This window comes from Ruegeria sp. HKCCD9138, assembly GCF_057220975.1.
Genome location: NZ_JBWVAZ010000012.1, coordinates 40,899 through 62,313, shown reverse-complemented (window position 1 = coordinate 62,313; position 21,415 = coordinate 40,899). Strand labels below are relative to the sequence as shown.

Genomic DNA, 21,415 nt, shown 5'->3' with positions numbered 1-21,415 from the left:
GCCCCCGCTGTACGCGAGAGCGTGCCGTTCTTCCTTGCCTATTACGGATCGATCCAGCCGATATTGCCGTCATCCCGACGGTACACGACATTCAACCCATCCTTGTTCTCGTTCCGGAACACCAGCACCGGGGCACCCGCAAGTTCCATTTGCATCACGGCCTCACCAACACTCAGCGATGGGATCTTGGTTTCCATCTCAGCCACAATCATAGGCTGCAGAGAATCGGGCTCGTCAGCCGTCTCCGACTCGTCAGAGGCGAGGATATAAGAGGACGCGCCAAAGAGTTCAACCGGCTCGGACCGGTCCTTGTGGTGATCCTTCAGGCGACGCTTGTAGCGGCGCAACTGTGTTTCCATTTTATCGCAGCATGCCTCAAACGCCGCGTAAATTTCGGTTGCGTGGGCCTTGGCCTGAGCGGTCAGGCCGGTCGACAGATGTACGGTGGTTTCGCATACATATTCATGCGCTGAACGGGAAAAGACGACGTTGGCGTCCGTCGGGCGCTGGGCATATTTGCCAACAGCCTCGTTCAGCTCGGTCTGCACATGAGTCTGCAGGGCTGTGCCGATGTCGATCTGTTTTCCGCTGATTTGGTAACGCATGTGATCTCCTTCACAATTCACACCCATTCTGACGCCGCGATGCGCGACTGACTTGTTTTTATCGGGTGGGGGGTAACGACATTTTTTGCGGTTGTCTCCGAACTGGCCCTTCAAAGAAGGGACATCGAGATCCAGACTGGAACCGAAGAAATGCCATGGACCAATTGAGACAAGAGCCGGGGGAAGAGTCAATCAAAACAGGTGTGTATATACGCGATTTCCGGCATGCGCTGGGCGCATTTCTGCGTAACATCATGAAATACGGAAGTTTTCGCCCAGATAAACCCGGCGTACGTTTTCGTTTTCGACCACTTCGTCCGGGGTGCCGGACATCAATACCTGACCGTCGTGAAGGATATAGGCGCGATCCACAATTTCGAGCGTTTCCCGGACGTTATGGTCGGTGATCAGCACACCGATACCGCGTTTTTTCAGATCGGCGACCAGATGGCGGATGTCACCCACGCTGATCGGATCAACACCCGCAAACGGTTCGTCCAGAAGCAGATATTTCGGATCGGCCGCCAGGCAACGGGCGATTTCGACCCGCCGACGTTCACCCCCCGACAGCGCAAGCGCCGGTGCTCGCCTCAGATGCTCGATCGAGAAGTCCGACAACAGCTCTTCCAGCCGTTCCTTGCGGCGGTGTGTGTGTTTGACGGTGATGTCCAGTACGGCCGCAATGTTGTCTTCGACGCTCATGCCGCGAAAGATCGACATTTCCTGTGGCAGGTATCCTATTCCCATGCGCGCACGGCGGTACATCGGCAAAGTCGTGACGTTCTGACCGTCAATGGTGACGGTCCCGGCCTCGGGAAAAACCAAACCCGCGACCGAATAGAACGTTGTTGTCTTCCCGGACCCGTTCGGCCCCAGCAATGCCACAACTTCCGAACGGCCCAGCGTCATGGACACATCGCGGATGACGGTTTTCTTGCGGTAGGACTTTCGCAGCTTCTCGATCTTCAGACCGGAAGTGCCCTCGGCAATGGACAGGTTCGGGCGGTTCATCAATTGCCACCCGGTTGCAGAATGGTTTTGACCCGGCCTGACATTGTCGCAGTCCCCGTGGTCAGGTTCGCGATCATCTGATCGCCGCTGATAACACTTGGTCCCTGGGTCAAAAGAACGTTGCCGTTCATCCTGATCACGCCGGAATCGATGGTGTATTCTGCCCAGTCACCTTCGGCCGCGTCGGGGGGGCTGACAAGAACCACGTTCTCGGTCGCCTCCAGCCGATCGATGGCCGAGCGGTCGTTGTTGTAAATAACCAGCACACGTTCGGCCGTCAGACGCATTTCCCCCTGAACGACAATGACATTACCCTGAAACTCGGCTGATCCGTCCGCTTGATTCACGTTCAGCGTTTCGGACGTAACCTCGACCGGCAAAGTGGGGTCGGCCTTGACCGCCCCGAAGGCCACCTGCGCCTCTTGCGCCGATGCCGGGACTGCGCCACTTGCCAAAGCGATACAAATTGCAGCTACACGTAAATCAAACACAGGTTATCTTTCAGCTTTCTGTGGCTCGTATATCAGCTTCACGCCGTCTGTAAAAAGAATATGGACCGGCCCGCCTTCTTTTTCCGTCCCAAAAGTCATGCGTCCGGCGGTAAAGTCTCCGATCGGGCCGGTTCCATCGATCTGTCCGGGCGTGTCGCCGCGAACTTCGTCCAGCGACGTGTTGAGCAAGTCCGTCGTGACCCGGATACCATCCGCCGTGGTGATCACGACTTCCCCGACAAAAGTCGCGGTGCCCTTGTCCGGGCGGATCGATCCCGAATTGGATTCCAGCACTATGGCGCCACCGTTGTTCAGCCCATAACGTCCGTGAAGCTCTGACGCCGTCGGGACGGAGTTTTCGTTGCCCTGCGTGGCACGCTCGGCCACAACCTGGATTTCTTCGCCTTTGCTGGTCACACCCTTGTAGTTCGGGTTCGTGACTGCCTGATTGGCCAGTCGATCATCAATCGCTTCGCGCGAAAACGGTACCGAGACGTTGGTCTCGATACTGCGCGACAGCAGGAAGACCGTGGACAGCAAGATGATCGCCGTCAGTGGCAGCACCACTTTGAGGAACTGCACCCATCTGGAATGGCGATCCACGGCGACCTCCCTCAGCCCAACCCGACGCGCAGGCAGTCGTGGATGTGCAGCAGGCCCTGCGCCTGCCCCGGCATGTCAGCATCGACAACAAAGAGCGAAGTGATTTTCCGGTCATTCATGATTGCCACGGCCTCTTCGGCCAGCGCACCCGGGGCAATGGTGGTCGGTTTCTCGGTCATGACCTGTTCTGTGGTTTTTTCCAGCAGACCGTCCATATGGCGCCGCAGGTCGCCGTCGGTGATGATCCCCACCAAATGCCCTTGCGCGTCTGTCACCCCGGCTACACCAAATCCTTTTTGGCTGATCTCGATCAGGGCATCACTCATAGCGGTATGGGCTTGTACCAGTGGCAACGCTGCTCCGGAATGCATCAGGTCGCGCACAGTGCTCAACCGCGCTCCAAGCTTGCCGCCAGGGTGGAAGGCGCGGAAATCTTCAGGTTTAAAATCGCGGTATTTCATCAGCGCAATCGCCAATGCATCCCCCATCGCCAATGTCAGCGTTGTCGAGATCGACGGCACCATGCCAAACCCACAGGCTTCCCCCATAGCAGGAATCAGCAGATGTACGTCGGCCTGTTTCATCAACGTGCTTTCAGGCTTGCTGGACAGGCCAATCAACGGAATGCCAAAGCGGCGGGTGAAAGCCAGCAAGTTTGCCAGCTCTGGCGCTTCGCCCGAGTTCGAAATGGCCAGAACCACATCGCCCTTGGACACCATTCCCAGATCACCATGGCTGGCCTCGGCCGGATGCACGAAATAGGCCGGCGTACCGGTGCTGGCCAGCGTGGCGGCAATCTTGTGGCCGATATGGCCTGATTTTCCGATACCGCTGATGATGATGCGCCCGGTTGCTTGCAGGATCAGCTGCACGGCCTTGGCAAAGTGCTCGTCCAGGCTGTCGGCCAGCACGTCCAGCGCGCGGGCTTCATCGGTGACGACCTGACGGGCAGTTCGCAGGAATGCTTCGGTATCGGTCATGAGTGCGCAAAGATATCCGTTTCGGGCCAACCGGCGAGGTCGAGTTTCGCACGCATCGGCAGGAAGTCAAAACAGGCCTGAGCCATCTCGGTCCGGCCTTCGCGTTCAAGACGCGCATTCAGACCGTCGCGCAGCTGGTGCAGGTAAAGCACGTCGGACGCGGCATATTCCAGTTGCGCCTCGGACAGAGTTTCGGCGCCCCAATCGCTCATCTGCTGCTGTTTCGAGATATCGACGCCCAGCAATTCCTGGCACAGGTTCTTCAGCCCGTGCCGGTCGGTGTAGGTGCGCACGAGACGGCTGGCAATCTTGGTGCAATAGACCGGAGCTGCCAGCGCACCGAACGTATGGTACATGGCGGCGATGTCAAAGCGGCCAAAATGGAACAGCTTCAACACGTCCGGATTTTCAAGCATGGCGCACAGGTTGGGCGCTTTGGTCTGTCCCATTTCCACCTGAATGATATGGCTGTCGCCGTCACCACCGGACATCTGGATAACGCATAGCCGATCCCGGTGAGGGTTCAGACCCATGGTTTCGCAATCGATGGCCACAACAGGACCCAGGTCCAGCCCGTCCGGCAGGTCGTTTTTGTACAGATGGTTCGCCACGGAAATATCCTTCAAACACTTTCGCCCCGAAATAGGGGGTTTGGAGATCAAACTCAACGCCATCCGACCATTGAAGGGGGGCAGGTGATGTGATCTTGACTCGATCCTCTAGGGGGGGATAGGGATAATCATGACTAAACGCACCCATCAATCCCATCCCAGGGTGGCCGCACGGCTGAAGCGCGCGCACGGGCATTTGGCCAAGGTCCTTGCGATGCTGGACAATCACGCGCCCTGTGCGGACATCGCGCAGCAGCTCTTTGCCGTGGAAAAAGCCATAACCAACGCAAAACGCGTCCTGATTCACGACCACATTGAAAACTGTCTGACGTCCGATACCGAAAGCGGTGGGATCGAAGACTTCAAGACCATCACAAAGTATCTCTGAACGATGCTCAGCATTCTCAGCAACCGAGTGTACCGTCACCTTCTGGCCGCGCAGGTTGTTGCGTTGACCGGAACAGGGCTGGCGACTGTCGCGCTGGGTCTGCTGGCATTTGATCTGGCCGGCGACGCCGCGGGTCTGGTGCTGGGTACGGCGCTGACCATAAAGATGGTCGCCTATGTCACCGTTGCTCCGGTTGCTGCTGCCTTTGCCGAACGACTGGACCGGCGCAGGATGCTGGTTGTGTTGGATCTGGTGCGTGCTGCAGTGGCGTTGTGTTTGCCCTTTGTCACCGAGGTCTGGCAGGTCTATGTGCTGATTTTCATGCTGCAATCGGCATCGGCAGGATTCACACCGACCTTTCAGGCCACCATCCCCGACGTCCTGACGGACGAGAGGGACTACACCAAGGCTCTGTCCCTCTCGCGACTGGCCTATGACCTTGAAAGCCTGCTCAGCCCGATGCTGGCGGCGGCTGTGCTGCTGATTGTCAGTTTTGACAGTTTGTTCTGGGGAACAGGCATTGGGTTTGTCGCCTCGGCGCTTCTTGTGGTTTCGGTCGCGCTGCCCTCTCCCAAGCCGGGCAAACCGCGCGGTATCTATGACCGCACCACCCGAGGAATTCGCATCTACCTGAATACGCCCCGTTTGCGAGGGCTTCTGGCCCTGAGCTGGAGCGCGGCGGCACTCAGTTCGATGGTGATCGTAAACACTGTGGTCATTGTACGAAGCGATCTGGGCCTGTCCGAAAGCGCCGTTGCCATCGCACTGGCCGGGTTTGGGGGCGGCTCGATGCTCGCTGCCTTTGCACTGCCAAACCTTTTGGAGCGGTTCGAGGATCGCAAAGTCATGATGACTGGTGCCGCCTTTGGCATTGCGGCCATGGCTGCGGCGGCCATATTGGCGGCGGCAGTACCCTTGTCGCTTGGTCTTTTGACAATTCTCTGGGCTTGCACCGGGTTTGGCTATTCGGCCACACTGACCCCTTCCGGGCGGTTGCTGACACGTTCGGCCCAGCCCGAAGACCGGCCGGCCGTTTTTGCCGCCCAGTTCACTCTTTCTCACGGATGCTGGCTGGCGTTGTATCCACTGGCCGGTGGGCTGATGACCGGGCTCGGCGCCACTGCGGCGCTGGCGTGGATGACGACCTTTTCTATCCTGGGATTGGTCGCAGCTCTGATCATTTGGCCACGCCGTGATGATGCGCCTGTCGAGCACGAACACCCCGACCTGCCGCGGGATCATCCGCATATCGCCGGCGACAGACCGCACTCTCATCCAATCATCATCGACGATTTGCACCCGCGGTTTCCGCACAAACCTTGAGCCCGGATCGCGACCTGTTCTAAACAGCGAAAACCCCGCCCGAAACGGAGCACGCATGGACTCGCTTGACCGCCGTATCATTGCCGCACTGCAAAACAACGCTCGCGCTTCGACGACGCATATTGCCGCGACGTTGGGTGTCGCGCGCACGACCGTTCACGAACGTATCAGCCGGATGGAAGAACGTGGCGTGATTGCCGGCTATTCAGTGATTTTGGGCGAGACCGAAGATACGCCACGGGTTCAGGTCGTTGTCCTGCTGGAGGTGCAGCAAAAGGAAACCAACCGCATCATAAAGCGGCTCGAGGCTTACCCGGAGGTCAAACTATGCCTGTCGATCAATGGCGAGTTCGACCTTCTTCTGTCAGCGGAAGCCCCCCGTATCGAAGATCTCGACATTCTGGTGGATGACCTCGCCCGGATACCCGGCGTTCTGCGCACCAATACAAGCGTGGTCTTTGGTCGCCGGATCGACCGAAACTGAGGCCGCGCTAACCCTCTGTAAACCGAAAACTGGCTAGCTTGTCCCGGATTGATCAAAACCCCGGACCGGCAGAATGCCCCACGCAAAGACCTTGATATTTCTCATGCTGGCGCAGGTATTTGCGCCGCTTTGTGCGTTGGCTGCTCCTATTTCTGATTCGGTCGGTATCTGCGATCAGGCCGCGAGACGCGCGGCACAATCCGAAGGGGTGCCTCTGGATGTGCTGAGGGCAATTACCCGCGTTGAAACCGGGCGCGTGCAAGGCGGACGGCTGGAGCCCTGGCCCTGGGCCGTCAATGTCGAAGGGCAAGGGTATTGGTTCGGGTCCGAGGCTGAAGCCAAAGCCTACGTCTTCGACATTTTCAGATCCGGCACACGCAGCTTCGATGTCGGCTGTTTTCAGATCAACTACCGCTGGCACGGCAAGGCGTTTCAATCGATCGACGCCATGTTTGATCCGGCGGAAAACGCAGGCTACGCTGCCCGCTTTCTCAAGCAGCTGCATACCGAGCTGGGATCGTGGGCTGCTGCGGCCGGGGCCTATCATTCCCGCACACCAAATCTGGCCGCCGCGTATTCCGGCCGGTTTCAAACGGTTCTGACGCAGCTGGACGGCGCACCTACGGAGCATTCCACTCAGGCTTCGCGCGACCCGTTCACACAGCCAGCCACGCCGTTGATACCCGAGTGGGGCGCCGAAACCCGACAGAGCACGCTCGGCTCTCTGGTACCCGCATCTGGTTCTGTTGCCGCCTTCATCGCCTTCAATTAGGAGCCGCACGTGCCCCGGATCGACATCCGCACCCTGTTCTCGCCAACAGTCCTTCTGGCCATAGCCCTGATGACAGTCATCGTGATGATGATCCTCCCAATGCCGGCCTGGGTTCTGGACGTCGGGCTGGCGGCCTCGTTCGCGCTGGCGATCCTGATCTTCACCCTGACCCTGTTTATCGAACGACCGCTGGATTTTTCGTCCTTCCCGACAATACTGCTGGCCTCTCTGATGCTGCGCCTGTCGCTGAACGTGTCCTCGACCAAGCTGATCATCGGTCAGGGTCACACAGGCACCAATGCGGCAGGCGACGTCATCGAAGGCTTTGCCCAGTTCGTCATGGGCGGCAGCATATTCCTCGGTCTCGTGGTGTTCGGCGTGCTGCTTATCGTGAATTTCATGGTGATCACCAAAGGTGCCGCCCGCATGGCCGAGGTCGGGGCCCGCTTTGCACTGGACGGGATGCCCGGCAAACAGTTGGCCATCGACAGCGACATGTCCGCCGGAGCGATCGATCACCAGCAGGCCAAGGAACGGCGCGAGCGCGAGCAACAGGAGACGACCTTCTTCGGCTCGCTCGACGGGGCGTCGAAATTCGTCAAGGGCGATGCAGTCGCGGGGCTGTTGATCACCTTGCTGAACCTCGTAATGGGTCTGGTAATGGGGGTGATCGTGCACGGCATGCCGGTCGCGTCGGCCTTTGAAACCTACGCGATCCTGACGGTCGGTGACGGGTTGGTGTCGCAAATCCCGGCCGTGATCATCTCAATTGCTTCGGCTCTCCTGCTGGCCCGTGGGGGAACAAAAGGGGCAACTGACAATGCCATTTTCTCGCAGCTTGGACGGCACCCGGCGGCGTTGGGCACGGTTGCCGTTCTTATGGTGCTGTTTGCACTGGTCCCCGGGCTGCCCTTTTTGCCTTTCATTCTGGGGGCGGGCGTGCTGGGTTACGCCGCCTATTCTGTACATCGCGCTCAAAAAGAGCAGGAGCTGGCCAATCAATCGCCCGAGGCGGAAGCGGACACATCTGTCTCGCAAGCGATCGGCGATATTCTGGATCTGGACGATGTGCATCTGGAATTTGCGCCAGATCTGGTCAGCATGGTGCTGGATCCGGGAACGGGGCTGGACGCGCGGATCGCCAATATGCGGACCTACGTTGCATCCAGCTATGGGCTGATCCTGCCCGAGATTCGCCTGACAGATCGCGCCGAACTGCCCACTGGCACCTACGTGATCAAGGTTCAGGGTGTGGAACAGGCGCGCGGTGTTCTGAATTCCGATCTGGTTCTGGCCTTGGTGCAGGATGGCCATGAGCTGCTACCAGACGGAACCGATGTAACCGAACCGGTCTATGGTGCCCCAGCCCGTTGGATTCTGCCCAAGGATCAGGAGGCCGCCGCCCTGAACGGTGCCACCATCGTCACACCGCCCGAGATTCTGGCGACCCATCTGCTGGAAATCATCAAACAGAATTTCTCGCGGCTGCTGACGCTCAAGTCACTGCGACGCCTGCTGTCCGAGATGACCCGCCTCAGCGATCCGGTCCGGGCTGAAGCCAACCGCAAGCTGCTGGACGAGCTGATCCCCGACAAGGTGCCAATCGATACGCTGCACGCGGTGCTGCGCCTGCTGCTGGATGAGAGGGTCTCGATCCGCAATATGGCCCTGATCCTGGAAAGCGTGGCCGAGGCGCGCCTGACCACCACACAGCCCGAGGGCATTTGCGAACTCGTGCGCCAGCGGCTGGGTTTTCAACTCGTTGCCGATATGAAACGTGAGGACGGGTCGATCCCGCTGATCCAGCTGGCCCCAGAATGGGAGGATACGTTCACCACTTATCAGATCGACGCGCCCAATGCCGGTCTTGATGTTGCCCTGCCGCCCAACCTGTTCAACAAACTGGCCGATGGCGTTGTCGCCAGTGTTGCGCAATCTGCTGATCACGGGCTGTTCCCGGCGATTGTAACGTCAACCCGGCGGCGCCGGTTACTGCGCACGATCATGCATGCGCGTGGGGTGTCAAACCCCGTCCTGTCATTCGAGGAAATAGGCCTCGAAGCGCGGCCCGCGCTGGTCGGAACGGTGCCTGCATGATTGCCTTGCCGACAGAGTTGCCGGCTCAGTTGGGGGATGGCCTCTTGCATGTCTTTACCGTGTTTCTGCGGATCTCTGCACTGGTTTCGGTACTGCCGGCCTTTGGTGAACGCAGTATCCCGCGGCAGGTGAAACTGGGAATTGCGGCGGCTTTCACACTGATCGTGACACCGGCAATTCCATTACCTGTCAGCCAACAGAATTTGATTTCGACGGTCGGCTTGATCGGCACCGAGATACTGATCGGTTTGGCGTTGGGCATCGGATTGCGCTTGTTTGTGCTGGCCCTTCAGACTGCAGGTTCGATCGCGGCGCAAGCCACATCGCTGTCCCAGATTCTGGGCGGGGCGGCGGCCGATCCGGTACCGGCGATGGGATATTTGCTGACTTTGGCTGGCCTGACTTTGGCCGTTTTGATGGGTCTGCATATCCGTGCGGCACAATTCATGGTGTTCAGCTACACCTTGTTTCCGGTCGGAGCCACACCCGCAGCCCCGGATCTGTCGCATTGGGGCGTTCAGCAAATCTCACGCAGTTTTGGCCTGGCCTTCTCCCTGGCGACCCCGTTTGTCATCGCCTCGCTGATTTACAACCTTGCGCTGGGGGTCATTAACCGGGCCATGCCACAGCTCATGGTGGCCTTCGTCGGCGCCCCGGCCATTACCTTTGCGGGCCTATTTCTTCTCTTTGCCGGAACACCTCTTATCCTGTCCGTCTGGTCCGAAGCGCTGATTGTGTTTCTCCAGAATCCGTTGGGACGACCACGATGAGCGGACAGGACGATGACAGTGACAAGTCATTTGAGCCGACGCCACAAAAGCTGCAAAAGGCTCGGAAGAAGGGAGAGGTGGCCAAGTCCAACGACCTTTCTGTGGTTGCCGCCTATTCCGGATTGTTGATCGCGTTGCTGGCAGCAGGACATTATTCGGTAGAACGCCTTGGATCAGTATTCGTGGCTCTGGTTGACCAGCCCGAGCAGTTTTCCAACCTGCTCACCACTGGGCCTTCCTTCGGCCCGGTTGGTGGCTTGTTGAAGGCGACGCTTGTCCCGGTGTCCCTGTTGTTTGCGATCCCGGCTGTGGCTGTCCTGCTAAGCCTGATCGCCCAGCGCGCGCTTGTCTTTGCGCCCGACAAGCTCAAGCCGCGCACATCACGAATTTCGATCCCATCGAATGCCAAAAACAAGTTTGGTCGGGGCGGTCTGTTCGAATTCGCAAAGAGTTTTGTCAAACTGCTGATCTATGGCGCTTGCCTGACATTTTTTTTGCACGCGAACCTTTCCGAGATCCTGTCAGCCAGCGCTGCGCCTGCTCGCTCTTCGATCCTGCTGATGATGAACCTTCTGTTTCGCTTCCTGTTCATCGTGATCGCCATTGCATTGGGAATCGGTGCTGTCGACTATCTTTGGCAGCACGCCGAACACATGCGCAAGAATCGGATGTCACGAAAGGAGATTCAGGACGAAACCAAGGATGCCGAAGGCGATCCTCACGTCAAGCAACACCGCCGTCAGCGGGCGCAGGACATCGCATCCAATCAGATGATGGCCGATGTTCCGAAGGCTGACGTCGTTATTGTCAATCCGACGCACTACGCAGTCGCGCTGAAATGGTCGCGTGCCGCCGGCACTGCGCCAGTTTGTGTTGCCAAGGGGTTGGATGAAGTTGCGGCCGCCATAAGATCATCTGCCGGCGAGGCAGGTGTGCCCATTCATTCCGACCCGCCAACCGCACGAGCGCTGCATGCCACTGTCGAAATTGGGCAGGAGATCGCCGAAGAACACTATCGCCCCGTAGCCGCTGCAATCCGGTTTGCCGAAGCAATGCGAAAACGGACAAAGGAGCAGATCGCATGACCCGCGCCCGGATCTCCGACCTCGCCGCGGTGACCGAAGCCGCCTTTCAGAAAGAATTTCAACAGCTTCGCCCGCTACTTCAAAAAGAGGCGAGCGTGCAGCGGGAATTGGCGCGCCTGAGCGCTCAGCTTTCTCAGGTGCGATCAGAAGGTGATCAGACGGAAGGTTATCGGGTCACGGGCAGCGACATGCTCTGGCATGGATGGGAATCGGCAACCCGCCGCCAGCTGAATATCGAACTTGCCAGGCTGCGCGCGCAAAAACTGGCCGCGATCGAGAACTTGCGTAAGGCATTTGGCCGGAAACGGGCTGTCGATGATCTGTTGCAGCAGGAGTTCGTCAAGAGACGGCTGTCACAACAGGGCACGTGGATATCGCAAATCATCGAATAGATCGACGGAACTAAGGGTGCAATCAGTGCAAGGTGATCTACGTATCCTGTCTGGCAACGCTCATGATCAGAACGCGGGAAACGTCCTCGCCCAGGTCTTTGCGGGCAACCTCCAGCAATGCATTGCGCAGTGTGGTCAGATTGTCGGACTGCGTGAACGCACCGTCAAAACCGCCGATATTGGCGTGGTCGAAAAGCACTTGTAGAAACCCGTCCCGCAGTTTGGGCTCTATCTCGTAGAAGGATTCCGCAAGACCTGGGCTCACTTCGAGGCTGAGGGACATCGTGACCAACGCGGAGATCTCGTCATCTGCTACGACAGGAACCACGAATTGCTTTGTTAGCTTCAGGTATTCGAACTGGGCGGATTTTTCGTTTTCCTTGAACTTTACAGAGCTACCTTTTCCCGGCTTGACTTCGGCAGTGTCTTTACCGACCGCGTCCAGCGCCTTGTTTGCTGGCTTCAGCACATTCCCTGCACCGACGCCAACGGCGAGGCCTGCGGTCAGAAAGACAATAGGTACAAGCTTTTTCAGCACGTCGGCACCTCAGAACGGGAGCAATGAGTCAAGAATCTGCTGACCGTATCGCGGTTGCTGCACATCTGTGATCTGCCCACGACCGCCATAGGACACCCGCGCCGACGCGATCTTGTCATAAGTGATCTCATTCTGGCGCGAGATGTCCTCGGGCCGAACATATCCGGACACAAGAAGCTCTCGCAGTTCGAAATTCACACGCAGCTCCTGCGTGCCCGAGATCGACAGAACACCGTTTGGCAAGACGTCAATGACCGTTGCTGCAACCCGGAGCGTCAGCTTCTCTTTGCGTTTGACCGAACCTTTTCCCTTGCTGGACGATTCCGAGTCGATCGAAACGGCCTCGTCCAGGGACGCGCCGGTCGGCAATCGGTCCGCGGCGCGTTGCGGCAGGCCAAAAAGGCTGGGCACGGCGAGGCTTTCCGACCCGACCCGTGACCGGTTTGTGTCATTTGATATCTCTGCCTTCTCATCCAGCTCGATCACGACGGTCAGAATGTCCCCTTTTTTTATCGCGCGTTGATCACCAAGCAGCGAGTGCTGCCCGCCGCTCCACAACGAGGATTGATCGACCGTCCGTTGGGATTGCGTGTGCAGCGGCAGCCCTGGCCAAAGCATCGCAACATGTTCGGGGGATTCGGTATTGGGTGTCAGGCTCGGCGGCTTACCCAAGTGATCCATGCGCCCGCAGGCGGAAACGACAACCAAAGACAATAGAAGGAAAGCGGGAAAATAGGGCATTACTGAACCTCGATTTGACCGTCGGCCCGGATAAGGCCCGTTACTGTGGTACGCGATGACAGATTCATCACGCGGATCCGTTCGCCGACCGCGCCACGCCCAAGGGCCCGTCCCTCTGTCGAGATGGACAACAAGGCGTGATCAAAGACCAGTATCACCAGATCGTTGCGGTTGACGATTGCAGGTGGGCCGAAATCCGCGGGGCGAATGGGACGACCCGGATAGAGTGCCACGCGCGCCTCCTGCCCGATCAGATCGGACGGCGTTGTGATGGCTCCCACCGCATCCAGGGCTTTGGTTTCCAGATCCTCTGCCTGAATCACTTCCTTGGCGCGGATGGTTCGGGTTGGAACGACAATCTCGGCCAGCGCGTTTATGGGAACCATTGCCAGAAACAGAACCAGTCCCCGCATCAGCGCACCTGCGTCGTTGCGCCCATCATCTGATCAACGGCAGAGATGACCTTGGCATTCATTTCATAACCCCGCTGCGCTTCGATCAGTTCGGTGACCTCGCGCACGGCATCGACCGAGCTGTCCTCCAGATACCCTTGCCGCAGCGTGCCCAGCCCGTCTTCACCGGGGGTGCTCACCACAGGTGCGCCCGAAGCCTCAGTTTCCTTGAACAGGTTGCTACCGATAGCCTCGAGACCCTTGGCGTTCGAAAAACTGGCCAACGTGAACTCACCCAGCAACTGGCCCTCGGCAGTGTCGTCGAAATAGGCATAGACCTCTCCCGCCGCATTGATCGATATGGATCGGGCGTCGTCGGGAATGGTGATCTCGGGTGCCACCGCAAATCCGTCCGAAGTCACGATCAACCCTTCGGCTGACCGTTTCAAACTTCCGTCGCGGGTAAAACCGGACTGACCGTTTGGCAGGGTCACTTCCAGGTATCCGCGCCCCTCGATGGCGATATCCAGATCGCTGCCCGTTGCGGACAGAGCGCCCTGTGACAGCTGAACTGTCACCGCTGCGGGGCGAACGCCCAGCCCCAGCTGAACGCCAGTCGGCAGTACCGTCCCATCCGAGGCGTTCACTGTCCCGGCACGGGCCATTTGCTGATAATGCAGATCGGCAAACTCTGCACGCCGGGCGTTGTAACCCGTCGTGTTCATGTTCGCGAGGTTGTTCGAAATCGTCTCGACCCGCATCTGCTGCGCGGTCATGCCGGTGGCCGCGATCTTCAATGCACGCATAACCTAATCTCCTTTTCTAATCAGCGCATCAGGGCCTTGAGCGCCCCACGAACCCGTTCATCTTCGGTTTCCAGAAAGCTTTGGCCCAGTTCATACGCGCGTTGGATTTCAACCAACCGGGTGACCTGCTCGATAGCGTTGACGTTCGACCCTTCCAGAAAGCGGTGCAGGACGACCGGTTCTTCGACCGGTTCCACATCGCCCGTCGTGCGGAAGCGCGTATTGCCTTCGCGCACCAGGTCTTTGGGATCAACCACGCGGTAAACGCCGATCTGGCCCAGTAGCTGTCCATCAACGCTCAGCGTGCCATCGCTGCCGACGTCTATCGTGGCCGCATCCGGGGGAACGAAAACCGGCGCACCGTTGGTGTCCAGCACGCGCGCGCCATCCATCGCGACCAGATCGCCTTCGGCATTCGGCGAGAAGCTGCCGGCACGGGTCAGACGATTGCCGGCTGGCGTTTCGACCATGAAGAACCCGTTGCCCTCGACAGCAAAGTCGAACTGGCCGCCGGTTTCTGTCAGCACCCCCTGATGCAGCGATGTATTGCGTGCCTCAGCACGGCTCATGGACAGGGACGGGTTACCCGGCATGTCCCGGACGAATTCCGAGAAGACCAGCCCCTGCTGCCGGTATCCGGTGGTGTTGGCATTGGCGATATTGTTCGCGACCAACCTCATTTCGTTTAACAGGCCGGATTGGCGAGAGAGGGTGACATAGGTGGTGTCCATCAGCGACCTCCTGCGATCAAGGGGATGAGGGTCGTGGTGAAAAAGGTCACCAGCGTCTGGGTCATGAATCCCATCGAGATCCAGAACACGATGACAATGGCGATCAGTTTCGGAACGAAGGTCAGTGTCATTTCCTGCACCGAGGTCAGGGCTTGAAACAGACCCACGGCGAGGCCGGATATCAGCGCGACCGCCAGGATCGGGACCGAGGTGATCACCGCGACCCAAAGCGCCTGTCGCACAATGTCATAGAACAGACCTTCGCTCAGCATGGCTCAGACCGGCATCCGCAGGATTTCCTGATAGGCCTCGACCACTTTGTTGCGGACGATCACGGCGGTTTCCACGGCCAGTTCGGCCTGGGCCAGCGCCTGCACCAGCGCGTGCGGATCGGCCTGTCCGACCATCGAGCTTTGCGCCGCCTGTTCACTGTGTTTCAGCGTGGCGGCAAAGTTCTGGAAAGTGGAGCGCAACCCTTGCGCCATCCCTTCGTGATCGGGATTGGCCTGCGTTGCGGGGCGCGCGACGGCATAATTCTGTGCCGCGGTCAGCGATCGGATATCCATTCTGGCTGTCCTTTATTTGCGAAGTAGGTCCATCAGACTCGACGACATCTGCCGGGTCTGGTCGAACATCTTGAGGTTGGCTTCGTAGCTGCGTTGCGCCTCACGCGCGTCGGCGATCTCAATCATCAGATCGACATTCGAACCGCGGAAATGGCCGCTTGCATCCGCCATCGGATGACTCGGGTCGTAGATGCGCGTCGGGTCGCGCCGATCCAATCTGACCTGCCCGGCCTGCACAGTCATGCGACCGTCCCGCTCGACCGCTTCGAAGGGGACGGTCTTGCGCCGGTAGCCCGGCGTGTCGGCGTTCGAGATGTTTTCGGAGACATGGCGCAGCCGCGTCGCCTGCGCCCGCAACGCGCTGGCGGAAGCAGACAGGGAATGGGAAAAATCGCTCATCTCACCCTCCCTTACCCGCGACCCAAACTGGTGCGCAGCATGCCGATCGAAGATTTGTAGATTGCCAGAGCGCGGTCATGCTGGCGTTTCACCTCGACCGCTTTCAGCATTTCCACTTCCAGCGAAACACCGTTGCCGTTGGGATCACTCTGCGGGGCAGCGACATATTCTGCCCAGGGCTGAGCAGCGGAGGCGCCGTGCAGGTGACCCTGCCGCGTGGCGACCATTTCGGCCCCGCGCTTAGTATCTTCGAAAGCCGTCTGAAAGGCCTCGATATCCTGCGGGCGGTAACCCGGAGTATCTGCATTGGCCATGTTGCGCGCAATGACAGCTTGCCGTTGTCCGGCATGGGTTGCCATTGCGTACGCTGTCTTAAAGACGTTCAGGTCATTGAACATCGGGGCTTCTCCCTCGATCGATTTCAATCAAGGCTTAACCCCGATTCCTTTAGAAACCGTTTTCGACAAACCAGTTGGAGAACCCGCGATGTCCGATCTCGATCCGATGATTCTGAAATGCGAATTCGACAGGATTTCTGCACTGCGCCATATGGGATGCGTGGCGGGCGTGGCGCATGGGGTGATCGAAATCGACGGTCTGTCCGACACAGCGCGGATCGGGGATCACCTGATTCTGCGTCGTCGCAAAGGGCGGGACCTCGCGGGCGAGGTGTTGCACGTCGAATCGGACAGGGTGCATATGCTGCCCGGTTCTGCGCCGGACGGGGTATCTCTGGGTGATCCGGTGGTGTTGCAACCTGTTGCGGCATTTGCTCCGGGGATGCATTGGCTCGGGCGAGTCGTTGATCCATTTGGTCAACCGCTCGACGGTAAACCGCTGTTAGGTGGCCCGCAGGAGGGTGAACTGTTGCGTGCGCCGCCGCCTGCTGTCGCGCGCAGACCTTTGGGTGAGCGGATGGAAACCGGGTTGGCGGTTCTAAATACCATGCTGCCCATCGTACGCGGACAGCGCATCGGCCTGTTCGCTGGCTCTGGCGTTGGCAAGTCCACTCTGCTGGCCACGCTGGCGCGCGAGATGCAGGCAGATGCTGTGGTTGTCGCATTGGTTGGTGAACGCGGGCGCGAAGTGAATGAGTTTGTCCAGCGCGCTTTGGGGACTGAAGGGATGAAGCGGTCGGTGGTCGTGGCCGCGACTTCGGATCAGTCGGCGCTGGCGCGTCGCCGTTGTGCCTGGTCGGCGATGTCCGTGGCCGAGTATCTGCGCGATCAGGGTCTGAATGTCCTGTTCCTGGCCGATTCGGTGACTCGGTTTGCCGAAGCGCACAGAGAAATCGCTGCGGCCATGGGCGAGGCACCTTCGCTGCGTGGCTATCCTCCATCCGTGACACCGATGATTGCCAACCTGTGCGAACGCGCGGGACCGGGCACAGCGGATCAAGGTGACATTACGGCGGTATTCAGCGTTCTGGTTGCAGGCTCAGACATGGATGAGCCCGTCGCAGATATCCTGCGAGGGGTTCTGGACGGTCATATCGTCCTGAGCCGCGACATTGCCGAACGCGGGCGGTTTCCGGCGATTGACCTCAGCCGATCGGTTTCGCGCAGCCTGCCGGAAGCAGCAACCGACGAGGAAAACCGCATGATCTCGGAAACCCGCAAACTGGTCGGCAGTTACGAACAATCCGAAGTGATGATCAAAGCCGGTCTTTACGCCGAGGGCGCCGACCCGTTGCTGGATCAGGCGGTTCGGGTGCATGAGGAATTGGATGCGTTTTTCGGCAGACCTGAATCGGACGGGATCGAAAACAGTTTCAACAGGCTGTCACTGATCCTGCGTCGGGCACATGCAGGGCTGGCCAGATAATGCGAAAAACGAGACAGTTTTAAGTGTTAAGTCCACCTTAAGACCTGCCCTGTTACCCCGGTAGACGGGTGATATGAAGGTGGTGGAGATGGGTGCGCAATCCAATGCGGCGCCAATCATCATCAAGAAGAAGCGTGTATCGGGTGGCGAAGGCCATCACGGAGGTGCGTGGAAAGTCGCGTATGCTGACTTTGTCACGGCCATGATGGCTTTCTTCATGTTGATGTGGCTGCTGAACGCAACAACGGAAAAGCAACGAAAGGGGCTGGCCGACTACTTTTCGCCGACGATTCCGGTCAATCCGGTTTCGGGCGGCGGTGACGGCGCCTTTGGCGGCAACAACATGTTTTCCGAAAAAACTCTGGTCATGGACGGATCGGGTGCCACCAAGCGCAACCCGACCAGAGCCAGGGAGGCCCGAGGTTCGACCGGCGTTGACGACAAGGGCGGGGGCCAGCACGTGTCCGAGGATTTTTCGTCGCTCGAGGCGCACCTGCTGGGTCGCACGGGAGAGAGCGTGGTTTCTGACAAATTGCTGAAACACATCATTACGCGCGTCACGGATGAGGGGTTGGTGGTCGAGATCTTCGATACCGAAGATCAGCCATTGTTCGCCTCAGGCTCAGACAAGCCGACGGACATGCTGCGGGCATTGGCGTTGTTGATCACTCGATCGTCGGACCTTGTGACGAACGCTGTCGCAGTGGAGGGGCATGTGCGGTCTGAACCGCTGGTGCTTGCAAAAAACCCGTCCTGGGATCTGTCGACATCGCGCGCTCGGGTGGTGCGTCAGATGTTGCAGAACAAGGGAATGACGGCACAGCGGTTTGATCGCGTAGCCGGTCATGCGGACCGGGAACTGGTGGCGGAAAACCCGATGGCACCACGCAACAACCGGATTGAAATCATCTTCCTGAGAAACCCGTGATCCAAAACTATATTGCGCATTTTACCTGTTAGCGCGCTGTTAAGGCCCAGCGCGTTACCTGTTGCAGCAACGATTGACGCAACAGAAGGGCGTGCCGATGACCATTTCCTCTTCGCTGAATGCCGGTGTGGCGGCGTTGAAGGCCAATGCCAACAGGCTGGCCACCATTTCAGACAACATCGCCAATTCGTCGACATTCGGGTACAAGCGGGTCGAGACCGACTTTCACTCCATGGTCACTTCGGGCCAGGGCGGCAGCTATTCCGCCGGGGGTGTCAGAACCACGAGCCAGCGCATGATCGATCAGCGCGGATCCCTGGTGACCACAAACAACTCTACCGATTTGGCCGTCCGCGGGCGCGGTATGCTGCCGGTGCGGCCCAGCTCCCAAATCGGGACCGGGTCAAGTGAAATGCAGCTGACCACCACCGGGTCTTTTCGCACGAATGAAGAAGGGTATCTTGTGACAGAATCCGGTCTTGTGCTGTTGGGTTGGCCCTCAGCAGCAGACGGATCGATCCCCAGCGTGCCCCGCGATACGCCTGCTGCACTGGTGCCAATTCAATTGAGCGTCAATCAGCTTTCGGGTTCCCCCACGACCGGTATGAACTTGCGGATGAACTTGCCCGCCACTGCAACCGAAGCCGGCGCCCCAGGCGACGTTCAGCCATTGTCGGTGGAGTATTTCGACAATCTGGGCAAATCCGAGAGCGTCAACATAGAGTTGACTCCCACAGTTCCGGCAACCGGGTCCAGCAATGAATGGACCCTGACCATGCGGGATTCAGCCTCGAGCGGCGCGGTAATTGGCGAATACACTCTGACTTTTACCGACAGCCGGACAGCAGGCGGAACGCTTGCCAGCGTCACGGCCGTTTCCGGGGGTGCATATGATCCGGCAACCGGCAGTTTCGTCGTGAACGTGGCGGGCGGGCCGATGGAGGTCAATATCGGCCAGATCGGTGATACGGACGGCATCACGCAGTTGTCGGATACGTTCGCCCCGGTTTCGATCACCCGCGACGGCTCGGCCGTCGGGACGATGACCAGCGTTCAGGTTGATGAGAAGGGCTATGTTTACGCCTTCTACGACACTGGCGTCAGCCGCCGCATGTTCCAGATCCCACTGGCCGATGTGCCAAACCCCAACGGCCTGACGGCGTTGGACAGCCAGACCTATGCCCCATCGCGGGAAAGTGGGACGTTTTTTCTTTGGAATGCCGGTGAAGGCCCAACGGGTGATCTGGTTGCCTTCGCGCGTGAGGAATCAACCACGGATGTCGCGACGGAACTCACTTCGATGATCCAGACACAGCGGGCGTATTCCTCCAGCGCCAAGGTAATCCAGACAGTGGATGAGATGCTGCAGGAAACCACCAATATCAAACGCTGATCCAGGGCTGACCGGCGGAAAGGAACTGATCCATGAACATGTCGACAGCACTGAACAACGCAATTGGCGGGTTAAGCGCTGCCAGCCGCGGCGCGGCGGTTGTTTCCGGCAACATCGCCAACGCCCTGACGCCGGGCTATGCACGCCGGACCCTTGAATTGGCGACCAGCCCTGTTTCCGGCAACGGGGTTCGCGTGGTCGGAATCACGCGCCACCAGGACCCCGTGCTTTTGGCCAACCGCCGCGCGACGGATGCTGACATGGCCAACAGGTCAGCCATATCAGGGTTCCAGTCGGGGTTCGAAAAACTGGTTGGCAGCGCGACGGAACCAACCTCGATCACCGCCCGCCTTGCGGGTTTTGAAGGTAGCCTGATCACGGCTGCCAGCCTGCCAGGTTCTGCCGAGCGTTTGGATCAGGTTGCGCGCGCGGGCAGTGAATTGTCGAAAGCGCTGAACGCATCCTCGGAGGGATTAAGGCAAATGCGCTCTGACGCCGACAGAACCATTGGCGATCAGGTCAAAACGCTGAACCAGACACTCAAGGATATTGAAGCGCTGAATGCAAAAATTCCCTCTGTGCGAAATTCCGGAGGCGAAGTCGGCGGATTGCTGGATCAGCGGCAGGTGTTGATCGACAAAGTGAACGAACTCATACCCGTCAACGTCATCGCCCGCGAAAACGACAGGGTTTCACTGTATTCGGATGGTGGCCTCATCCTGTTGGAAGGAAAGGCAGCCGAGTTTTCGTTCTCCACAACCGGTGAGACGATGCCTCACATGACAGTCGGCAACGGGCTGTTGTCCGGCCTCGAGGTCAACGGCCAGCCTGTTCGGGTCAGTGGAGATTATGCCCAGATTCGGGGCGGTGCCCTTGTGGCACAGTTTGAGATTCGTGATGAGTTGGCCGTTGAAGCGCAGGCAAATCTGGACGCCGTTGCCCGTGATCTGATCGAGCGGTTTGAGGCACCGGGTCTGGATCCAACGGTTACAGCAGCGGATGCAGGCCTGTTCACCGACGGCGGTAACAGGTTTAACGCGGCAGCTCAAATTGGTCTGGCATCACGGATCGAACTCAATGCGGCCGTTGATCCGGACACGGGCGGCGCAAGTTGGAAACTGCGTGACGGACTTGGCGCCATAACTCCAGGTGATCCGGGCAATGCCTCTCTACTGCAAGCGTTCAGAGCGATTCTTGACACCGGCCGCGCGGTGACAGGTGCCAGCTTTGGAACCGGTAATATGCGTGCGGCAGAAGTCTCTGAAGCGTTGTTGTCTAAAGCGGGGACAGATGCGCATGTTGCCAACCAACGCAAAACTTTTGCCGCCAGCGCCCAGCTTGAGATGGAAAAAGTCGTGGCCGAGCAGGGCGTGGACAGCGATCAGGAGCTCCAGCGCATGATGCAGATCGAACAGACATACGCGGCAAATGCGAGGATCATCGCGGTGGTCGATGAACTGATGGAAACTCTGCTGAGGCTTTGAT

27 protein-coding genes are annotated in these 21,415 nt (G+C 58.8%); 12 read left to right on the top strand and 15 right to left on the bottom strand.

The genetic code is table 11. The features are described from left to right. Positions 1-41: 41 nt before the first annotated feature. The 6 genes from hpf to AC2TEL_RS18135 form a co-directional block, all read right to left on the bottom strand. A complete protein-coding gene (gene hpf, locus AC2TEL_RS18160; RefSeq protein WP_480862037.1) occupies positions 42-605 on the bottom strand; it encodes a ribosome hibernation-promoting factor, HPF/YfiA family in 564 nt (187 codons plus the stop codon). Between the two features lie 252 nt (positions 606-857). Further along, positions 858-1,616, bottom strand: a complete 759-nt coding sequence (gene lptB / locus AC2TEL_RS18155; RefSeq protein WP_480838956.1) for an LPS export ABC transporter ATP-binding protein — start codon at positions 1,614-1,616, stop codon at positions 858-860. Next, on the bottom strand, positions 1,616-2,107 hold the full coding sequence (locus AC2TEL_RS18150; protein WP_480905921.1) for an LptA/OstA family protein: 492 nt from the start codon (positions 2,105-2,107) through the stop codon (positions 1,616-1,618). The genes lptB and AC2TEL_RS18150 overlap by 1 nt, the downstream gene beginning before the upstream one ends. Positions 2,108-2,110: 3 nt before the next feature. After that, entirely contained in the window at positions 2,111-2,710 is a 600-nt protein-coding gene (locus tag AC2TEL_RS18145; protein ID WP_480838952.1) for an LPS export ABC transporter periplasmic protein LptC, read from the bottom strand. Positions 2,711-2,721: 11 nt separating this feature from the next. Beyond that, positions 2,722-3,690, bottom strand: coding sequence for a KpsF/GutQ family sugar-phosphate isomerase (locus AC2TEL_RS18140; protein WP_480838950.1), 969 nt, complete (start codon positions 3,688-3,690; stop codon positions 2,722-2,724). Then, a complete protein-coding gene (locus AC2TEL_RS18135) occupies positions 3,687-4,301 on the bottom strand; it encodes a ribonuclease D (RefSeq protein WP_480838948.1) in 615 nt (204 codons plus the stop codon). The genes AC2TEL_RS18140 and AC2TEL_RS18135 overlap by 4 nt, the downstream gene beginning before the upstream one ends. Before the next feature lie 130 nt (positions 4,302-4,431). On the opposite strand from AC2TEL_RS18135, the gene AC2TEL_RS18130 reads away from it, so the two are divergent. The 8 genes from AC2TEL_RS18130 to AC2TEL_RS18095 all read left to right on the top strand — a co-directional run bounded on the left by AC2TEL_RS18130 (position 4,432) and on the right by AC2TEL_RS18095 (position 11,612). Further along, a complete protein-coding gene (locus AC2TEL_RS18130; RefSeq protein WP_480838946.1) occupies positions 4,432-4,689 on the top strand; it encodes a metal-sensing transcriptional repressor in 258 nt (85 codons plus the stop codon). Positions 4,690-4,692: 3 nt separating this feature from the next. Continuing rightward, on the top strand, positions 4,693-6,012 hold the full coding sequence (locus tag AC2TEL_RS18125; protein WP_480838944.1) for an MFS transporter: 1,320 nt from the start codon (positions 4,693-4,695) through the stop codon (positions 6,010-6,012). 55 nt (positions 6,013-6,067) lie between these two features. Continuing rightward, positions 6,068-6,496 (top strand): Lrp/AsnC family transcriptional regulator, encoded by a 429-nt coding sequence (locus AC2TEL_RS18120; protein ID WP_480838942.1) that lies wholly within the window; start codon positions 6,068-6,070, stop codon positions 6,494-6,496. A 73-nt stretch (positions 6,497-6,569) separates the two neighbouring features. Continuing rightward, positions 6,570-7,268, top strand: a complete 699-nt coding sequence (locus tag AC2TEL_RS18115) for a lytic transglycosylase domain-containing protein (RefSeq protein WP_480905918.1) — start codon at positions 6,570-6,572, stop codon at positions 7,266-7,268. 69 nt (positions 7,269-7,337) lie between these two features. Then, on the top strand, positions 7,338-9,365 hold the full coding sequence (gene flhA / locus AC2TEL_RS18110; protein ID WP_480906059.1) for a flagellar biosynthesis protein FlhA: 2,028 nt from the start codon (positions 7,338-7,340) through the stop codon (positions 9,363-9,365). Further along, positions 9,362-10,135 carry a flagellar biosynthetic protein FliR gene (locus tag AC2TEL_RS18105; protein ID WP_480905915.1) on the top strand — a complete coding sequence of 258 codons (774 nt, stop codon included), beginning with the start codon at positions 9,362-9,364 and terminating at the stop codon, positions 10,133-10,135. The genes flhA and AC2TEL_RS18105 overlap by 4 nt, the downstream gene beginning before the upstream one ends. After that, entirely contained in the window at positions 10,132-11,220 is a 1,089-nt protein-coding gene (flhB, locus tag AC2TEL_RS18100; protein ID WP_480905913.1) for a flagellar type III secretion system protein FlhB, read from the top strand. The genes AC2TEL_RS18105 and flhB overlap by 4 nt, the downstream gene beginning before the upstream one ends. Then, the gene (locus AC2TEL_RS18095) at positions 11,217-11,612 is read left to right on the top strand and encodes a hypothetical protein (protein ID WP_480905911.1); all 396 of its coding nucleotides are present in this window, start codon (positions 11,217-11,219) and stop codon (positions 11,610-11,612) included. Before flhB ends, AC2TEL_RS18095 begins: the two co-directional genes overlap by 4 nt. A gap of 37 nt (positions 11,613-11,649) precedes the next feature. Here AC2TEL_RS18095 and AC2TEL_RS18090 read toward each other — a convergent pair whose 3' ends face one another. Genes AC2TEL_RS18090 through AC2TEL_RS18050 form a run of 9 tightly spaced genes read right to left on the bottom strand, consistent with a single transcriptional unit; the run spans position 11,650 to position 16,183 of the window. After that, entirely contained in the window at positions 11,650-12,150 is a 501-nt protein-coding gene (locus AC2TEL_RS18090; RefSeq protein ID WP_480905909.1) for a flagellar basal body-associated protein FliL, read from the bottom strand. 9 nt (positions 12,151-12,159) lie between these two features. Beyond that, entirely contained in the window at positions 12,160-12,891 is a 732-nt protein-coding gene (gene flgH, locus AC2TEL_RS18085) for a flagellar basal body L-ring protein FlgH (RefSeq protein ID WP_480838930.1), read from the bottom strand. After that, positions 12,891-13,304 (bottom strand): flagellar basal body P-ring formation chaperone FlgA, encoded by a 414-nt coding sequence (gene flgA / locus AC2TEL_RS18080; RefSeq protein WP_480905906.1) that lies wholly within the window; start codon positions 13,302-13,304, stop codon positions 12,891-12,893. Before flgA ends, flgH begins: the two co-directional genes overlap by 1 nt. Next, a complete protein-coding gene (gene flgG, locus AC2TEL_RS18075; RefSeq protein ID WP_480838927.1) occupies positions 13,304-14,089 on the bottom strand; it encodes a flagellar basal-body rod protein FlgG in 786 nt (261 codons plus the stop codon). The genes flgA and flgG overlap by 1 nt, the downstream gene beginning before the upstream one ends. A 20-nt stretch (positions 14,090-14,109) precedes the next feature. After that, entirely contained in the window at positions 14,110-14,820 is a 711-nt protein-coding gene (locus AC2TEL_RS18070) for a flagellar hook-basal body complex protein (protein WP_480838925.1), read from the bottom strand. Continuing rightward, positions 14,820-15,092, bottom strand: a complete 273-nt coding sequence (locus AC2TEL_RS18065) for a flagellar biosynthetic protein FliQ (RefSeq protein ID WP_480838923.1) — start codon at positions 15,090-15,092, stop codon at positions 14,820-14,822. Before AC2TEL_RS18065 ends, AC2TEL_RS18070 begins: the two co-directional genes overlap by 1 nt. A gap of 3 nt (positions 15,093-15,095) precedes the next feature. After that, the gene (fliE, locus tag AC2TEL_RS18060; RefSeq protein WP_480905903.1) at positions 15,096-15,386 is read right to left on the bottom strand and encodes a flagellar hook-basal body complex protein FliE; all 291 of its coding nucleotides are present in this window, start codon (positions 15,384-15,386) and stop codon (positions 15,096-15,098) included. Between the two features lie 12 nt (positions 15,387-15,398). Next, a complete protein-coding gene (flgC, locus tag AC2TEL_RS18055; RefSeq protein ID WP_480905901.1) occupies positions 15,399-15,785 on the bottom strand; it encodes a flagellar basal body rod protein FlgC in 387 nt (128 codons plus the stop codon). Positions 15,786-15,796: 11 nt separating this feature from the next. After that, the gene (locus AC2TEL_RS18050) at positions 15,797-16,183 is read right to left on the bottom strand and encodes a FlgB family protein (RefSeq protein WP_480906056.1); all 387 of its coding nucleotides are present in this window, start codon (positions 16,181-16,183) and stop codon (positions 15,797-15,799) included. A gap of 106 nt (positions 16,184-16,289) precedes the next feature. Between AC2TEL_RS18050 and AC2TEL_RS18045 the strand changes: the two genes are divergently transcribed. From AC2TEL_RS18045 to flgK, 4 genes are all read left to right on the top strand, one after another. Then, positions 16,290-17,609, top strand: a complete 1,320-nt coding sequence (locus AC2TEL_RS18045) for a FliI/YscN family ATPase (protein ID WP_480906053.1) — start codon at positions 16,290-16,292, stop codon at positions 17,607-17,609. Between the two features lie 88 nt (positions 17,610-17,697). Continuing rightward, positions 17,698-18,537: a flagellar motor protein MotB gene (locus AC2TEL_RS18040; protein WP_480905898.1), complete on the top strand. Its 840-nt coding sequence runs from the start codon at positions 17,698-17,700 to the stop codon at positions 18,535-18,537. Positions 18,538-18,634: 97 nt separating this feature from the next. Next, positions 18,635-19,930, top strand: a complete 1,296-nt coding sequence (locus AC2TEL_RS18035) for a flagellar hook protein FlgE (protein WP_480905895.1) — start codon at positions 18,635-18,637, stop codon at positions 19,928-19,930. Between the two features lie 32 nt (positions 19,931-19,962). After that, on the top strand, positions 19,963-21,414 hold the full coding sequence (gene flgK / locus AC2TEL_RS18030) for a flagellar hook-associated protein FlgK (RefSeq protein WP_480905893.1): 1,452 nt from the start codon (positions 19,963-19,965) through the stop codon (positions 21,412-21,414). Position 21,415: the final 1 nt, after the last annotated feature.

Excerpts from the sequence above, each read along its gene's own strand:
- hpf (WP_480862037.1), bottom strand. The coding sequence starts at position 605 with ATGCGTTACCAAATCAGCGGAAAACAGATCGACATCGGCACAGCCCTG.
- lptB (WP_480838956.1), bottom strand. The coding sequence starts at position 1,616 with ATGAACCGCCCGAACCTGTCCATTGCCGAGGGCACTTCCGGTCTGAAG.
- AC2TEL_RS18140 (WP_480838950.1), bottom strand. The coding sequence starts at position 3,690 with ATGACCGATACCGAAGCATTCCTGCGAACTGCCCGTCAGGTCGTCACC.
- AC2TEL_RS18130 (WP_480838946.1), top strand. The coding sequence starts at position 4,432 with ATGACTAAACGCACCCATCAATCCCATCCCAGGGTGGCCGCACGGCTG.
- AC2TEL_RS18125 (WP_480838944.1), top strand. The coding sequence starts at position 4,693 with ATGCTCAGCATTCTCAGCAACCGAGTGTACCGTCACCTTCTGGCCGCG.
- AC2TEL_RS18120 (WP_480838942.1), top strand. The coding sequence starts at position 6,068 with ATGGACTCGCTTGACCGCCGTATCATTGCCGCACTGCAAAACAACGCT.
- AC2TEL_RS18115 (WP_480905918.1), top strand. The coding sequence starts at position 6,570 with ATGCCCCACGCAAAGACCTTGATATTTCTCATGCTGGCGCAGGTATTT.
- flhA (WP_480906059.1), top strand. The coding sequence starts at position 7,338 with ATGACAGTCATCGTGATGATGATCCTCCCAATGCCGGCCTGGGTTCTG.
- AC2TEL_RS18105 (WP_480905915.1), top strand. The coding sequence starts at position 9,362 with ATGATTGCCTTGCCGACAGAGTTGCCGGCTCAGTTGGGGGATGGCCTC.
- flhB (WP_480905913.1), top strand. The coding sequence starts at position 10,132 with ATGAGCGGACAGGACGATGACAGTGACAAGTCATTTGAGCCGACGCCA.
- AC2TEL_RS18095 (WP_480905911.1), top strand. The coding sequence starts at position 11,217 with ATGACCCGCGCCCGGATCTCCGACCTCGCCGCGGTGACCGAAGCCGCC.
- flgH (WP_480838930.1), bottom strand. The coding sequence starts at position 12,891 with ATGCCCTATTTTCCCGCTTTCCTTCTATTGTCTTTGGTTGTCGTTTCC.
- flgA (WP_480905906.1), bottom strand. The coding sequence starts at position 13,304 with ATGCGGGGACTGGTTCTGTTTCTGGCAATGGTTCCCATAAACGCGCTG.
- flgG (WP_480838927.1), bottom strand. The coding sequence starts at position 14,089 with ATGCGTGCATTGAAGATCGCGGCCACCGGCATGACCGCGCAGCAGATG.
- AC2TEL_RS18070 (WP_480838925.1), bottom strand. The coding sequence starts at position 14,820 with ATGGACACCACCTATGTCACCCTCTCTCGCCAATCCGGCCTGTTAAAC.
- AC2TEL_RS18065 (WP_480838923.1), bottom strand. The coding sequence starts at position 15,092 with ATGCTGAGCGAAGGTCTGTTCTATGACATTGTGCGACAGGCGCTTTGG.
- fliE (WP_480905903.1), bottom strand. The coding sequence starts at position 15,386 with ATGGATATCCGATCGCTGACCGCGGCACAGAATTATGCCGTCGCGCGC.
- flgC (WP_480905901.1), bottom strand. The coding sequence starts at position 15,785 with ATGAGCGATTTTTCCCATTCCCTGTCTGCTTCCGCCAGCGCGTTGCGG.
- AC2TEL_RS18050 (WP_480906056.1), bottom strand. The coding sequence starts at position 16,183 with ATGTTCAATGACCTGAACGTCTTTAAGACAGCGTACGCAATGGCAACC.
- AC2TEL_RS18045 (WP_480906053.1), top strand. The coding sequence starts at position 16,290 with ATGATTCTGAAATGCGAATTCGACAGGATTTCTGCACTGCGCCATATG.
- AC2TEL_RS18040 (WP_480905898.1), top strand. The coding sequence starts at position 17,698 with ATGGGTGCGCAATCCAATGCGGCGCCAATCATCATCAAGAAGAAGCGT.
- AC2TEL_RS18035 (WP_480905895.1), top strand. The coding sequence starts at position 18,635 with ATGACCATTTCCTCTTCGCTGAATGCCGGTGTGGCGGCGTTGAAGGCC.
- flgK (WP_480905893.1), top strand. The coding sequence starts at position 19,963 with ATGAACATGTCGACAGCACTGAACAACGCAATTGGCGGGTTAAGCGCT.